The 15,413-nt window shown below is 54.9% G+C and carries 10 protein-coding genes; 1 reads left to right on the top strand and 9 read right to left on the bottom strand.

Translation table 11 applies throughout. The annotated features are described in order from the left end of the window. Positions 1-94 precede the first annotated feature (94 nt). The 7 genes from HC248_RS15140 to HC248_RS15110 all read right to left on the bottom strand — a co-directional run bounded on the left by HC248_RS15140 (position 95) and on the right by HC248_RS15110 (position 5,420). On the bottom strand, positions 95-667 hold the full coding sequence (locus HC248_RS15140) for a hypothetical protein (protein ID WP_168923204.1): 573 nt from the start codon (positions 665-667) through the stop codon (positions 95-97). A 115-nt stretch (positions 668-782) separates the two neighbouring features. Continuing rightward, on the bottom strand, positions 783-1,529 hold the full coding sequence (locus HC248_RS15135; RefSeq protein WP_420372026.1) for a lysophospholipid acyltransferase family protein: 747 nt from the start codon (positions 1,527-1,529) through the stop codon (positions 783-785). Between the two features lie 62 nt (positions 1,530-1,591). Further along, positions 1,592-2,920: a dihydroorotase gene (locus HC248_RS15130; protein WP_168923203.1), complete on the bottom strand. Its 1,329-nt coding sequence runs from the start codon at positions 2,918-2,920 to the stop codon at positions 1,592-1,594. After that, a complete protein-coding gene (locus tag HC248_RS15125; RefSeq protein WP_168923202.1) occupies positions 2,917-3,879 on the bottom strand; it encodes an aspartate carbamoyltransferase catalytic subunit in 963 nt (320 codons plus the stop codon). The genes HC248_RS15130 and HC248_RS15125 overlap by 4 nt, the downstream gene beginning before the upstream one ends. Before the next feature lie 41 nt (positions 3,880-3,920). Continuing rightward, positions 3,921-4,427: a bifunctional pyr operon transcriptional regulator/uracil phosphoribosyltransferase PyrR gene (gene pyrR, locus HC248_RS15120; protein WP_168923201.1), complete on the bottom strand. Its 507-nt coding sequence runs from the start codon at positions 4,425-4,427 to the stop codon at positions 3,921-3,923. Further along, positions 4,424-4,822 carry a Holliday junction resolvase RuvX gene (gene ruvX, locus HC248_RS15115; RefSeq protein ID WP_168923200.1) on the bottom strand — a complete coding sequence of 133 codons (399 nt, stop codon included), beginning with the start codon at positions 4,820-4,822 and terminating at the stop codon, positions 4,424-4,426. Before ruvX ends, pyrR begins: the two co-directional genes overlap by 4 nt. Positions 4,823-4,832: 10 nt before the next feature. Further along, positions 4,833-5,420: a YqgE/AlgH family protein gene (locus HC248_RS15110; RefSeq protein WP_168923199.1), complete on the bottom strand. Its 588-nt coding sequence runs from the start codon at positions 5,418-5,420 to the stop codon at positions 4,833-4,835. A gap of 56 nt (positions 5,421-5,476) precedes the next feature. Here HC248_RS15110 and HC248_RS15105 point away from each other — a divergent pair, with 56 nt between their 5' ends. After that, positions 5,477-6,943: a cryptochrome/photolyase family protein gene (locus HC248_RS15105; RefSeq protein WP_168923198.1), complete on the top strand. Its 1,467-nt coding sequence runs from the start codon at positions 5,477-5,479 to the stop codon at positions 6,941-6,943. Between the two features lie 114 nt (positions 6,944-7,057). Here HC248_RS15105 and HC248_RS15100 read toward each other — a convergent pair whose 3' ends face one another. Together HC248_RS15100 and HC248_RS15095 are read right to left on the bottom strand one after the other, a co-directional pair. After that, on the bottom strand, positions 7,058-13,135 hold the full coding sequence (locus tag HC248_RS15100) for a hybrid sensor histidine kinase/response regulator (protein WP_168923197.1): 6,078 nt from the start codon (positions 13,133-13,135) through the stop codon (positions 7,058-7,060). A 3-nt stretch (positions 13,136-13,138) separates the two neighbouring features. Beyond that, positions 13,139-15,391, bottom strand: a complete 2,253-nt coding sequence (locus tag HC248_RS15095) for a methyl-accepting chemotaxis protein (RefSeq protein ID WP_168923196.1) — start codon at positions 15,389-15,391, stop codon at positions 13,139-13,141. Between the last annotated feature and the right edge of the window lie 22 nt (positions 15,392-15,413).

Here is a 15,413-nt window from a genome sequence, read left to right as displayed (position 1 = left end):
CAAAATCAAGAATGTAATTCTAAGATCACTAAGAAAAACTTAGATATGTCCAGTCGTATATCCCTGATGCGGGCTATGCCAGCGTTGTCAGCGATCACTTCATGTCGTACTCGGTTTTGGCATCTTTGACGCAACTGTCTTTGGCTTCGCCGGCTAGACTGTCGCAGCGCACTTTCACTGCAAGGTAGGCGGCTTCTCGTTTTTCTTTGAGCGCGTCTTTTTGCGCAGTCTTGAGTTTTTCAGTTTTGTTGGCGCCACTTCCAGCCGCAACGCTAGCGAGCTTGTTGTCTTGCTCTGCGCTGACGTGGGCGGCATTGGCGTCTTCGATGCAAACATCTTTCACATTGCCGGCAAAGTCGTTGCACATTTTTTTTGCGGTCTCAAAGGCCGCGTCGTTGCGCGTTGTACGCAGAGCTTGATCATGCTCAGTGCCAGGTTCCTGTTTGGTCAGCAGAGCGGCCCGGGCAATTTTGTCAGCGCCATTGAGCTCTGACATGCAGACGTCTTTGGTGTTGCCAGCCATTAAATTGCATTTGCTCACGTTGGTGCGGTAGCTCGCTGAAATCTGTTCCTGCTGAAGTTTGTACTCGGCCTGCGTCATGGCGATAGCACTGCCCATCAACGCACTGGACAGGGAAAAGGCGAGAATTAAGATTTTGTTTTTCATGGCGATATATGTTTTTGTAATCTACGCGCAGTACTGCTGCATTGAAATAACAACCATAAACACAATGCGTTCGCAGCCCGGTAGGCCGAGGCATTGATCCTCGGTAGGAACACAACTACAGGCTTGAAAAACTATTTTTTAGGCGCAAAGCATCAATCTCAGCGCGCACATCGCGCGACCATTCGCGTCGGTCTCGGCCCCTTGCTAATTGCGGCAGGCCATAGCTGATGACAACGCTAATGCCCGGCGTGCACAGCGTGCGCCAGAACGAGGCCATTAGCGTGTCATCGTCTATGTAGCAAGGTGCAAAACTCGGCTTACCGCTGGTGCTGTCGACAAACTGCAACGACACCGGTTGCACCGGCGCCTCGGCTGAAATCGCCGCTTGAAATAAATTGGCATGAAACGGCAGTAGGCTTTGGCCGTCGCTAGTCGTGCCTTCGGGGAAAACCGCCAACACGTCGCCAGCGCGTAGGCGTTCCGTCATGTGCTGAACGACTCGCATCGCGTCGCGACGCGACGTACGCTCTATAAAAAGACTGCCTACGCCAATGGCTAACTTGCCGATAAACGGCCACTGCATAATGTCGGCCTTTGAGACAAAGCGGCAAAAGCCAGCTGAATGCAAGGCGCTGATATCTAGCCATGAAATGTGGTTGGCCATTAAAAGCGCAGGCCCGTTACGCGCCGGCTCGCCATTGACGACTAAGCCTATGCCTAGACAGGTCAGTAGCTGACGGGACCATACTTGAATGCGCATTTCCCGCTGCGCTTGGGATAGCCTGGGAAACAGCAAAGCGATGGTGACAAAGCCGACCGCAATATGCAAAAAAGCCCGCAAAGCTTTGATGCAAGCATGCAGCTTATGACTGAACTTATGCCCGGCTTTGGGACTGACTTTTTGGTCAGCCTGGTGATCTAGCCTCACACGCTTGACTCAGTGTGATCTGCCAAGTGATAGGCCACTTGACCGCCGACCAATGTGTAGCGCACTCGCGCTGGCAGCAGGTAGCTAGAGAACGGCGTGTGTTTGCCCTGGCTGCGCAGCGCCGTTGGCGTGGCCATCCATTCGGCCGCCGTATCTATGATGCAGATGTCTGCTACGCCACCTTTGACCAGTCGGCCGGCGCTGGCTTCTAAACTGCCTAAGGCAATTCCCAGTACGCGGGCTGGCTCGCAGGTCAGCACAGCCAGAGCGCGCAGCAAACCGCCTTCGCTGTCTTTAGGCAGGGACGCATTCCATTTAAGCGCCATGGAAAGCAGTAACTCCAGTCCAGTAGCGCCCGGCTCAGCTTCTGCAAATGGCAGCGTCTTGGCATCTTCGTCGACTGGCGTGTGGTCAGATACCAGCGCGTCAATCGTGCCATTTGCTAGGCCTTCTGAGATAGCATCTCTGTCGCGCTGTTGGCGCAGTGGCGGCTCTAGCCGCATGCGGCTGTCAAAGTAGCCAATGTCGCTGTCGATTAAATGCAGACTATTGATGCTCACATCGCAGCTGACATTGAGGCCTTCGGCTTTGGCTTGGGCTACCAATGCGACACCGGCGGCGCTGCTGATACGGCACAAATGAACCCGCGCACCGGTTGAGCGCATGAGCTCAAAAATCGTGTGCAAGGCAATGGTTTCGGCCGCCACTGAAACGCCGGACAGACCTAAGCGAGTGGCAAACGCACCGCTGGCGGCAACCCCATGGCCGAGATGAAGTTCTTGCGGCCTGAGCCAGACACTGTAACCAAAGCTAGACGCGTATTGCAAGGCGCGCAGCAGCACTTGGGTATTGGCTAACGGCACTTCGGCTTGGCTAAAAGCGACGCAACCGGCTTCGGTGAGTTCGGCCATTTCGGTTAAGGCTTCGCCTTTGAGGCCGCGGGTTAGAGCACCGAGCGGAAAGACGCGGCTTTGGTGCAGTTTTTCGGCGCGAAACTTCAGCATCTCCACCAGACCTGGCTCGTCCAGCACTGGGTCGGTATCGGGTGGACAAACTACGCTGGTGACGCCGCCCGCAACTGCTGCGGCGAGTTCGCTTTCCAGCATGCCCTCGTGTTCGTGACCGGGCTCACGCAGTCGGGCCGATAAATCGATCAGGCCGGGTGCGACTATGCAGCCGCTTGCGTCTATGGTTTTATTCGGTAAAAAATCAACCGGCAAATTTTGAATGCCAATGATGCGTCCGCCCGCAATCGCCAGATCGCAGACCGCGTCAAAGCCTGAGGCGGGATCTATGACACGACCGTTTTTAATCAAGATTTTCATGCTTCATTCCCCGCCACAATAGTCATGGCCGCCATACGTACGGCGATGCCGAAAGTCACTTGCGGCAGTATCACGCTCTGCGCGCCGTCAACCACTTCTGAGTCGATTTCAACCCCACGATTAATCGGACCCGGGTGCATCACGATGGCATCGGATTTTGCCAATTGCAACTTCTCCATGGTCAGACCAAAGCTTTTGAAAAACTCTTGACTGCTAGGCAGCAAAGCGCCTGTCATGCGCTCGTTTTGCAGCCTGAGCATGATGATCACATCAGCGCCGCGAATGCCTTCTTCAAGCGTGTTGCAAACCCGCACGCCCATTTGTGCCATCTCGGCCGGCACAATGGTTTTAGGGCCCACCACGCGAACTTCAGCGCAACCCAAGGTGGTTAGCGCATGAATGTCTGAGCGCGCTACGCGTGAATGCAGCACGTCACCGACTATGGCCACGGTGAGGTTTGAAAAATCTTTTTTGTAATGCCGAATCGTATACATGTCGAGCAAACCCTGAGTCGGGTGCGCATGCCGGCCGTCACCGGCATTGATCACATGCACATGCGGCGCTACGTGCTGGGCGATTAGGTAGGGCGCGCCAGACTCGCTGTGGCGCACGACAAATATGTCGGCAGCCATGGCGCTGAGGTTGGCGATGGTGTCTAACAGCGACTCGCCCTTGGAGGCGGAGGAGCGCGCGATGTCCAGGTTAATCACATCCGCCGAGAGCCGGGTGGCGGCAATCTCAAACGTAGTGCGGGTGCGCGTGGAGTTTTCAAAAAATAAATTGAACACGCTTTTGCCGCGCAGCAGCGGGACTTTTTTGACCTCGCGGTCGCTCACGCTGACAAAATTCGCAGCCGTGTCCAAGATGTGGGTAAGCAGGTCGCGGGACAGGCCTTCGGTCGAGAGCAGGTGAATTAACTCACCGTTTTTATTGAGTTGGGGATTGCGTTTGTACAGCACGTCTTACGCTCCAGAAAAATGAAATAAATGGAAAGAAAGCATCAGCGTTCTTGGACTTGAAAACTCAAGTCTCCGTCTGGGCTACGGGCTAGTTCTAGGCTTTGCGAGTCAGGCAGATAAACCCGCGCAATGGCTAAGTCGGCTTGCACTGGTAACTCGCGCCCGCCGCGGTCTACCAGTACCACTAGCTTGACGCTGGCGGGGCGGCCGTAGTCGAATAATTCGTTGAGCACGGCTCTTACCGTGCGGCCGGTGTAGAGCACGTCATCGACCACTATGAGATGCGCGCCATTGACATCTATGGGCAGCAGCGTGGGCTCACTTGGTGCCAAGCCGCGTTTAGAAAAATCATCGCGGTGCATGCTTGAGGAGAGCACGCCGGGTTTGCCGGCTAAGCCCAAATCAGCATGCAGTCGTTCGGCCAACCAAACGCCGCCAGACGCAACACCGACGAGTAACGGCGGCTGCGTATATGCCGCCAGCATTTGCCGCATGGCTTTGAGAAGCTCTTGGTAAAGCGCTTGCGCGTCAAGCGTCAGACTGGTCATTCAATACTCCTTAAATACTGCTCTAGGATGATGCAGGCAGACGCCGCATCGGCATCGGGGGCGCCCGAGGCAATCGCCTCGGTCGTGCTGTAGCGCTCATCCACTTCAAATACCTGTAGGCCGTAACGGCCGCGCAATTGGCGCGCAAACTTTTGCGCGCGTAAGGTATTTTCATGACTCGCGCCATCGGGGTGAAACGGAATGCCGACGACTAAGGCATCGGGCTGCCATTCTTGAATGCGGCGTGCGATCAGGGGAAAGCGCGCATCGCCTTCGGCTTTGATGGTCGACTGAGGTGTGGCGCTGCGGGTAAGAATATTGCCGGTGGCAACGCCAGTGCGTTTGAGACCGAAATCAAAGGCCAAAAAAGTTTGCAGGCCGGCAGTCGGTGTCATGAACGCGGGCTCACGCGTGGCCGGCGTCGGGGGAAATCATCCAGCTCTCAAAGCCGAGCAAGGCGATGGCTTTGTCGTAGCGTTGCTCTATAGGCGTGTCAAAAATTAGCGCGGTATCGGCGGCTACTGTCAGCCAGCTATTGTCGGCAATTTCAGATTCGAGCTGACCTTGGGCCCAAGACGAGTAGCCCAGTGAAACAAAAATGCGGCGTGGACCGTTGCCTTGGGATAAAGCTTCGAGGACATCTTTTGATGTAGTCATCTCTAACCCGCCTGGAATTGGCATGGTTGAGGCGTAAACCGACTCCATGCCCGGCATCATGGACTCGTGCAGTACAAAGCCGCGCTCGGTCTGCACTGGGCCGCCTTGGAAAACTGGTGCGTCGCTGAGGTCTTCACGGTTGAGCGGCAATTCGACTTTGTCGAAAAGTTTTTTCAAACTGATGTCGCTGGGTTTATTGATGACCAGCCCTAGCGCTCCGCGGCCAGAGTGTTCGCACATGTAGATAACGCTGCGAGTGAAAAGAGAGTCCTCCAAGCCTGGCATGGCTATGAGGAAATGATGTGTCAGATTGATCGGTTCTATGTCGAGTGCCATGGCTGGATTTTAGCCGCACTACTCGGTCAACACGAGGCTTTCGTTACCATGCCCCCATGGATAAAAAATACCTTACCGGCTTGATCTGGTTCCGGCGCGATTTGCGCGCCAGCGATAACGCAGCACTTCACCATGCGCTTAAGTCTTGTGCCCACGTGCACTGCGTTTTTGTTTATGACCGTGCGATATTGGACGGCCTGCCGCGGGTGGACCGCCGGGTTGAGTTCATTCACGCCGCCATCGCTGAGTTGCACCAAAGCCTGCAAGCCTTGGGCGCGCAGCATGCGCAGCCGGGCGCGGGCTTGATCGTGCTGCATGACCAAGCCGACGAGCGCGTGGCTCAATTGGCGCTTGAGTTGGGCGTAGAGGCGGTTTTCACCAATCACGACTATGAGCCACAAGCGCTGGCGCGTGACGCTAAAGTGCAGGCGCAACTAGGCCGTCAAGGCCAAGCCTTTCATAGTTTTAAAGACCACGTGATTTTCGAGCGCGCTGAAGTGCTCACCTTGGCGTCCAAGCCATACAGCGTATTCACACCGTATAAAAATGCTTGGCTTAAAAAAGTCGATGCCTACTATCTCTCGCCCTATGCCATAGACGCACATGCTTCGGCCTTAAGCGCCTTGCCGAAAAAATATAAAACCAAGTTACCCAGTCTTGAGGCCTTGGGCTTTGAGCCAAGCAATCTCAAAGATTTGAAAATCCCCACCGGTGCATCTGGCGGCGAGACTTTGTTGGCAGATTTTCTGCCGCGCATGCAGGCTTATCAAGAGACTCGCAACTTTCCCTCAGTCAAGGGGCCTAGCTACTTGGGTGTGCATTTGCGCTTTGGCACAGTCTCGATTCGTAAGCTGGTGCAACTGGCCATGAAGGAGGACAGCGAAGGGGCGGCGGTGTGGTTGAGCGAATTAATTTGGCGTGATTTTTACGCGCAGATTTTGAGTAATTTTCCGCACGCAGCTAGCCAAGCCTTTAAACCTGATTACGACCGTATTGAGTGGGAGAGTGGGGCGTCTGCCAAGGCCTTGTTTGCCGCTTGGTGCGAAGGCCGTACTGGCTATCCGCTGGTAGATGCGGCGATGGCACAAATCAACCAGACTGGCTATATGCATAACCGCCTGCGCATGGTGGTGGCGAGTTTTTTAGTGAAAGATTTAGGCCTTGATTGGCGCTGGGGTGAGCGTTATTTTGCCCAGCATCTTAACGATTTTGATTTGGCGTCAAACAATGGTGGCTGGCAGTGGGCGGCCAGCAGTGGCTGTGATGCGCAGCCGTATTTCAGAATTTTTAATCCCACCAGTCAGAGCGAAAAATTCGACGCAGATGGCAAATTTATTCGCCGCTATTTACCCGTGCTGGCCGGACTGCCCACCAAGGTTTTGCACTGCCCGTGGCTGGCTGGGCCGCTAGAGTTGGCGGCGGCAGATGTTCGCTTAGGTGACAACTATCCCCTGCCGGTGGTAAAGCATGACGAGGCGAGAGCGTTGACTTTGACGCGCTATGCAGTGGTCAAAAAGACCTAGAGAAATCAGTCTGAAAATACCAATTTGAGAAATGCAGTATTGGTTCAGTACTGCATTTTTTTTTGTTTTTTTATGGCGCAGGTTTTGGGCAATTGATGGGCTTGCTTGTCAGCTTTAAGTGGTGGGCGTTGCAGTGCAATATTGCCGTACCAATGTCATTAACTCATCTTCTGAAAACGGTTTGCCCAGATAGTGGTTGACGCCCAAGTCCATCGCGTGTTCTCGGTGTTTTTCTGCAATGCGCGAAGTGATCATGATTATGGGTAGTGCCGCCAGACGTGAATCGCCGCGAATATTGCGCGCTAAATCAAACCCATCCATGCGCGGCATTTCGATATCTGACAAAACCACTTGAGGAACTTCTGTTTGCAGGCATTGCAAGGCCTGCAAGCCGTCCGCCGCCAAGGCCACGCGATAGCCTTCCCGTTGCAGCAGCCGCTGGGTTACGCGCCGCACGGTGATGGAGTCGTCGACGACTAAGATCAGCGGCGCAAGACTGGGCTGAGCAAGTGGTAAAAAGTCTGGTGTTGGCGAGTCTTGTGCGCCAGATAATTTTGTACTGGTGAGCGATTCCGACATGCTTGACTCGGCGCTGTCGGCACTCCAGCGCTTGGCTTGTTGGCCGTAAATAGCAGCCAGTGCGACTGGGTTGTAAATCAGCACTACCGCGCCCGATGCCAGCACCGACATACCGGCCAAGCCTGGTAAGCGAGACAGTTGTGGACCGAGATTTTTTACCACCACTTCACGGTTGCCCATGACTTCGTCGACGTGCAGAGCAATGCGCTGTGAGGCGCTGCGCAAAATCACAACCGGCGTAGTTTTTTTCTGTATTTCGGTGCTGCGCTGCGACGCCTGTAGCAAAGCGCCGGCCCAAAAAAACGGTATCAGCTGGCCTCCCACATCGAGCTGGCCAGTGTCGTAGGCTTGCTGTAACTCTTTGGCGCTGGTGCGGCGCACCGTCTCTATTAGATTGGCGGGCACACCCCAGTTCAGCGCAGTTGCACGCATCATCACGACTTGTGTCACGGCCGTAGTTAGCGGCAACACCAGCTTGAAATGCGTGCCTTGGCCGGCTTGGGTGAGGGTTTCTATTTTGCCGCCAACGCCATTTACTTCGGTGCGCACTACGTCAAGACCTATGCCTCGGCCAGAGAGTTCGGTGAGTTTGGTGGCAGTCGAAAAACCGGGTTGAAAAATCAAATTAGCCGCTTCATTGTCTGAGAGTGTTTGCTCTTGCGACATCAAACCTAAGGCCAGCGCTTTTTCTTTGATGCGGCCCAAATCGAGGCCCGCTCCGTCATCACTAATCGTTAATGAAACGTCATTGCCATCTTGACGCACATCGATGGTGATGAGTCCGGCGGCGTCTTTGCCAGAGCGCACGCGCAGCTCTGGACTTTCTATCCCGTGGGCCACGCAGTTGCGCAGCAAATGCTCAAAGGCCGGTGTCAGGCGATCTAACATGCCCCGGTCCATTTCCATGTTGCCGCCCAGCAGATCTAGTTTTACCTTTTTGCCCGATTCCTTAGCCGCTTGACGTACCAAGCGATAAAGCCGCTCTGAGATGGAGTCGAATTCCACCATCCGGGTGCGTAGCAAATCGCGCTGCAATTGTCGAGTCTGCCGGGCTTGGGCGACCAACTCATCCTCAGTCGATTGCACGGTACTTTGCAAGGTACGCTGTACGGTTGCGACGTCGTTCACCGTCTCAGCCATCATGCGAGTCAGCTCTTGAACTTGAGTGAAACGGTCAAACTCCAGGGGATCAAAGTCGACCTGATCTTTAACTTGCGCCAGCCTTGACTGCATCTGCGTTTCGGCCTGTAACTCGATCTCACGCAGTTGCTGGCGCAAGCGGTTTAAATTACCTGTCATGTCACCTAAAGCGCTGCGCAACTGGTCCAGTGCTATTTCAAGCCGCGAGCGCGTAATTATGATTTCACCGGCTTGGTTGACCAGCCTGTCTAGAAGCTGTGAGCGCACCCGGACGTTGGCTGATGCGGCTTGATGCAGCGGCTGCAGCTTTATGGCCTGCGGTGCTGGGATCGGCAAATGGCTGGCCTCTGTCATCAGCGCAGCGGCGTCAGACATTAGGCTTATGTCTCTTGGGCTCGCAGTGGGTTCAGCAATTTTTTCGGCATTGCGCGGCTCGTGAGTCGGGCTAGCTTTTCCGGCTGCGCGCAAGCCTTCAAGGCATTGCTGCATCGTATCGAAGCGACTGAGCAGGCTGTCGAAGTCTTGGCCGGCAGCGGCATCCGAGCCTTGAAAAATAATTTCAGACTCCATGCGGTGCGCCATCTCACCCAGTCGCATTGCACCGGCTAGACGTGCGCTGCCCTTGAGGGTGTGAAGCAGGCGCAGCACTTCTGAGCGTGCGCCCAAGTTGTCCAGTCTGACAGACCATTGGCGCAAGGCGCCGCCTAGCTGAGGCATGAGCTCTTCGACCTCTTCGTTAAAGATAGGAAAGAGTTCTGCATCGATTGCATCTTTGGCGTCGATGTCATCGTTTTTAAGGTCTAAGTCCAGATCCAGATCCAAATCCAAATCCAAATCCAAATCCAAATCCAAATCCAAATCCAGATTTAGATCCAAATTTAGACCCTCGAGGGCAAACACTTTTGCATGCTCAAAAGCGGGCGTAAATGTCTCGACTTCTGACACGGCTTTAATCGGCAAAGGCAAAGGCAAAGCTGGCGTTGAGAGCGGGGTGGCTAATACGGGCTTGATGCTGAATTGCCCAAGGTCGCTGCTGGTTTCGGACTCATAGTCCGCGTCCTGCGTTGCCGACATAGGCGGCAGCTCTGGGTAGTCAAGCGCTTTGAGTTTTGCCAACAAAGCTGGATCGGGTGTTTTCAGAAAACCGGCCGCGAACTGATGCAGCAAGCGGCGTATTTCTTCGGCGGTTCTGACGAATAAATCTATGTGCGATGTATCTTCGCTGAGGTCGTAGTGCGCTTGCGATTTTTGCAGTCCATGCTCGAGCGCGCGGGCAATTGATGACAGGCTGTGAAACCCCACAGTGGCGGAACTCCCCGCTAGCGAATGGGCTAATGTGACAAGCTTGTCGCCGGCAGGATGTTGGCGCTCTAAAGACCACTCTGACATTTCTGTAACTAAGCGGCGCGACCACTCATCGGCCTCGTTCAGGAATACGTTGTAGAGCGGTATGCTGATGCGCAAATCACCAATAACTTTGGTTTGATCGGCATTGCTGTCAATGTGCTCGCCGTGGTCTTCACTCTCGGTGGCTTTTGGTGTGGCTGCGGTTTCTTTAGGTACCAGTGTGTCCGAGGACTGCGCCACATTTAGAAAATGCGAGTCAAAGTCGGCGTTGGACAGCTCTAGCTCGACGCTTTCATTTTCCGAGCTGAGAGCCAATGCATCTTGGTTAGTCGCTAGGTCGTCAAGCTCTGGCGTGAAATCGGGAAAGTCAAGAAACTCGGCTTGGTCGGATATATTTTTTGCGGCTTGGCTTTCTTCTTCATCGCTCTGTAGCGTTTGCGGCAAGCGGGTCAACGGTTCTACAAATTCTTTTTGATCTGGCTCCGGCGAGGGCGGCTGATCTAGGACTGACGTCGGCATGGTGTCTAACTGCGAGAGCGTAAAGTTAAGCATCTCGTCACCCGTCATTGCATGCGGGGCTGGCTCGACTTGGACCAGCTTGAGGCTGGATGAGTCAGACGTATCCGACCTCTGAGGCGAGCTCGTCGGCGCTGAGATCGGTAGGTCTAGCGGCAGTCGCTGGTCGTGCAATCGCATGGCGTCAGCAACGGCGCTAAAAGTCGTTGCTGACCAGTCGCTGTCGCTTCCCGCAGCGATGTCGTCGACCCATCTGGAAAAGCCATTCAGTGACTCTATACAAATTTCTCTGAGCTCTAGAGTTGCCGGCTTTTGTTCAGCCAGCCAACGGTTGAGCAGTTGTTCGACTGACCAGGCGGCTTCGCCAAAAGTGTTCAGCCCGACCATGCGCGAGCTACCTTTAAGCGTGTGAAATACGCGCCGCAAAATGGTCAGGTGGCTGATGTCGCGAGGTGAGTCAACCAGCGCTGCTAGCGCTGCTTGGCCATTGGCACAGACTTCTCGGGCTTCTTCGAGGAAAATATCGCGCAAATCGTCTTCTTGCCAATCGTCCTGTTGCAGCGCAGCGTTTTGTTTTTTCTGCGCAGGAGAAATTGGTGTTTCTAGCGCTATGACGGGCTCGGTATTCGTTTGAGAGCCAGTATCGACAACTGGCGCACTGATGACAGTTCCGGTCGCAGTATTAGCATTTGATAATGCTGACGCGGCAAGGGTTGGCGCGGGGATCAACACTAAGCCGTCATCGTTTATGTCGAATGCGGGTGACGTTTTCGCTGGGTCAGCCGGCATCTCGCGGCTAACTGTGACGCTGGCAATTAGCGAGTCGGCGCGTTTGGCGCGGCCCATGCTAGGCCGAAGTTCGCCCTTGAGTTCGTCGTAGACGAATAGTTTTTTTGCTAACTTTGGTTGGTAGTTCAGCATGTCGATCAGGAAACTCAGAGCGCTAAGGTTGTTGCCCAAAGGCTCAAAGTTGGCCAGCGTATGAGCGGCGAACTCACCGGGCAGAGTGGTTTCTTCGATCAGCATTTCCTCTACGCCAATGCGCATGTGCTGCACCGCTTGAGCCGCCTGATCTAGGCCTAGTACTGACAGCACGCCGCGCATCTGCGCGAGTTGGTTTGGTACTTGGCGCAAGACGTTTTTGTCCTGCGAATTTCGAAAAAATAGGTCTAGCGACTTTTCCAGAACGCCCAGCGCAAGGCGCAGTTCGCCGACCACGCTGCCCATGGTTTGTTTGTCACTGACTCGGCGGTATAACTCCTCCATCCAAGATTGCAGCGGTTGCGCCGCGCCACCGTTTTGCACCTGCACAAGGCGTTCTGCCAGATAGGCAATGCGGGAGGCGAGTTGTGGGTCGTGCGGATCCAGATCGCCAAGCGCCGCCTCAAGGTAAAGCACAGAGGTCGCGACCTCCATGGCTAGCTCTGTACTGGGTGCTTGAGCCGTGTGTGTGGTCACCTCAACTGCATGGATTAAGGCATTGGCTAAGGGCTCGCTGGGTGGGTGTAACTTCAATAGCGACTCAGTCACTAGGTTGAACTGCTCTAGCACTAGCTTATATTTATTACTATCGCCGGCGCAAATCGAAGACCAGGTCTCTTTGGCCGAGGCGATGCGCTTACGCGCTTGGCTTAGCAGCGCTGGATCGAAGCGGCCGAACTGTATTCGCGTGTAATCGACTGGCTTATCGCTGGACAACTGATAGACGGCGCGCACTGCCGTTAGTACTGGCGTATCGCTTGCGTGCGGGGGAACTGCTTGGGCACAGAAAAACAGCAGGTCTTGGGCCAGTCGCTCATTGATGTTTGTGTCGTTCTGGCTAAATGCTGCGTATTGCAGCAGCAGGCGCGAAGCTGTGCGTTTGGCATAAATATCGGCGTCAATCAGGCCTTGGTATAGGGCTTGAAAAAAAGCGGCGGCAATCAACCAAAAAATCCGCGGCTCTTTTGTTGCTGCGCCGGCGGCTAGGCTCAGCGCAAGAGTCTGAAGGTCGAGCGCTGCTGGATCCAAAGCGCCCCTCATGATTTGCAACACCGAGCGGTCAAATACGGCGCGGGTTGCCGTGTCATAAGTACCACCAGATGGCGGTAGTGACAGCTCTGGAGAGAGCCAGCGCCAGTCATTGGCCCACAGATCGGCGGGGTGAATGCGCTCGGCTTGGCTTAACTCCATGACTTCGCAATACTGCGGAAACAGCGCGACAGCCGACAAGGGCTTGGCTGCTAAGACTGCATCGAGGTAATCGGTTAAAGCAAAGCTGGCCCGCTCTATGCGGTGTATGGCGTCCTTGCTGCACAGTCCAGGCTTTTGTACAAACCGCTTTATAGCCGTTTCCATGCCGCGCAGCAACAGCGCTGGATAGCTGAATCCCACCATTTCTAGCGCGCCAACAGCTTGTTGTAGTTGTAGTTGAGCAATTCTGAGCTGATCGGTGTCTAGCGCTGCGCTGTCTAAGCCTTGAGCCGCCTCAGCCTCCCTGACGAAGCGTCTTAGCGATTTGGCGGCGCTGTCAAGTGACTTTTTGAGCTCATCGAGTACCCATGCTAACGGGCCGAGGTCACTGTCGATCTCGTTATCGTTGAAATCTTGGTTCAGGGTGGCGTCTTGCATAAATCAGGCAATCTTGAACCGGGATACAGACTTGCGCAACTCATCGGCTATTCGAGACAGATCACGCACTTGCTCGGCGGTAGATCGCGTGCCTTCGCCGGTTTGCTCGGTCACCGCAAAAATGTGTTGGATGTTGCTGGCCACAATATTGGCCGATTCCGCTTCGCGTGAAGCAGAGTTTGAAATCTGCTCAATCAGCTCGGCCAATCGGCGCGATACGCGGTCAATCTCGGTGAGCGCTGTGCCGGCGTTGTCGGATAGCTTGGCGCCTTCCACCACGCCCTGGGTAGAGCGCTCCATGGCGGCAACGGCGTCTTGGGTGTCGGTTTGAATCGCCTTGACGAGTGCAGAAATTTGTCGTGTGGCGTCAGCCGATCGTTCGGCTAAGCGTTGTACTTCCTCGGCCACTACAGAAAAGCCTCGGCCGGCCTCACCGGCGGAGGCCGCCTGAATGGCGGCATTCAGCGCCAGTACATTGGTCTGCTCGGTGATGTCGGAGATCAGTTCGGTGATTTCACCAATTTCTTGGGACGATTCGCCCAAGCGCTTGATGCGCTTAGAGGTCTCTTGGATTTGGTCGCGGATGGCGTTCATACCGCCTATGGCGTTTTGCACCGCTTGCAGACCGGACTCGGCCGCAACGAGTGAGAGGCGAGCGACGTGGGAGGATTCTTGGGCCTGCGCCGATACCACGTTGATTCGTGATGCCATGTCAAGGACCGATTGACCGGTTTCACGGATCTCATGCAGCTGTTCAGTGGAGGCCGCGAGAAGTTCCGTGGAGGTGTTCTCAACCCTGGCAGTGGTTTGCGCCACCCGGCTCGCGGTGTTTTGCACGTTGCCCACCAGCTGACGGAGTTCTTCGATGGTGTAGTTGACCGAGTCGGCAATCGCGCCAGTGATGTCTTCAGTGACGGTCGCTTCTTGGGTCAAATCACCCTCGGCGACGGTTTGCAATTCGTTCATTAGTCGCAAAATGGCCGCTTGGTTGGCGTCGTTGACGCGCTTGGCATCGTGTTCTTGACTGCGCGCTTCTATTTGCTGGCGCTCAGCCAGTAATTGGCGTTGGCGGCTGTCTTGTAGTTGCACGCGTGCAATAGCGATTGCGCAGCTCAGACCAAATAAAGCAGCGACCAGCAGCGCGGCGATTGATTCGATACCCAGACCGGTTTGTGAGGACAACTTGTCCTGCAGCGTCTCAAGGCCGCGCCGCAGCGGTTCGCTGTCGATGATGATTGAGGACTGGGCTTGCCGAGCTGCCACCAAACCCTGCAGATTGCCTAAAATAGCACTGGCTTGGACTCGAGTTTGTTCAAACATTGTCAGCAGTGCGTCGAGACGCTCACGCGTTTGAGGCTCTTTGGTTCCGCCTAGACGCAACTCGGGACTGCCATTTTGCAAACCAAGAGCGATTTCTTTGAATGAGTTCAAGTCTTTGCCCAGCAAGAAAACGGCTTCGGGATTCACGCCTTCGGTGGTTAAAAATTCGTTGGCTGACTTGCCAATTCGCTGAGTCAGCATCACCAGCTGGCCAGCAGCGGAGATCTCAGTTGGCGCTGCACCTTGTTGCAGCTTGAGTGAGGATACCGTCTCAGCGATTTCCAGTAGATCGGAAGACTGGCGGTTGATGGTGCGCAGAGCTGCGCTGATTTGAGTCAAGATGGCTTGTTGGCCCATGACGACAGCAGCATTTTTCTCGGCTTGTTCCATCAAGGGCATTACTTTGGCGACGTCACTTTGCAGTGCTGCATCGACGGGTTTAAGGCGTATTGACGTTGCCCCAGACTTTAGGCCGCGCAGAGTTTTAGCCAGCACCTCGGCACTTTCTTTGACGTCAGGAAAAGCCTGAGCGCTGCCCACCAACGCTTGCGAGACCGACTTGGCCAGACGCTGGGACTGCATCAATGATTGGCCAGTGGCGGCGACCTGTTGGGCAACGGCGTCGGCCTGACTGACGGCTTTGTAGGCAACGCCGCCCAGTACCAGTATCGACAGGCCTAGCATCATGAGTAGGCTGCGCTGGTGTTGGGCGGCGCTTTTGCGCCCCAGCAGCGGTAGGTTTATCAGGTCTGAGTTTTGCGCGCTATCAGCCGCGTCGGACTGGGCCATGTTTAGGCCCGCAAAAGAGTTTTCGTTGCTGGGTTCTGTGCGAAATGCGTCTTGTAAATTAGACCCTAGTAAGTTCGAGTCACTAATGTCTTCGGGCTGTGACGGGCGAGGCGCAAACAGTTGGCGGATTTTTTTCAACACAGACATGTGAATCCTTAAAGAGAGTCGC

It is taken from the genome of Polaromonas vacuolata (assembly GCF_012584515.1).
Classification (GTDB): Bacteria; Pseudomonadota; Gammaproteobacteria; order Burkholderiales; family Burkholderiaceae_C; genus Polaromonas; species Polaromonas vacuolata.
Note: the sequence above shows the minus strand (reverse complement) of the source record. Positions and strands in the feature narration are given on the sequence as shown.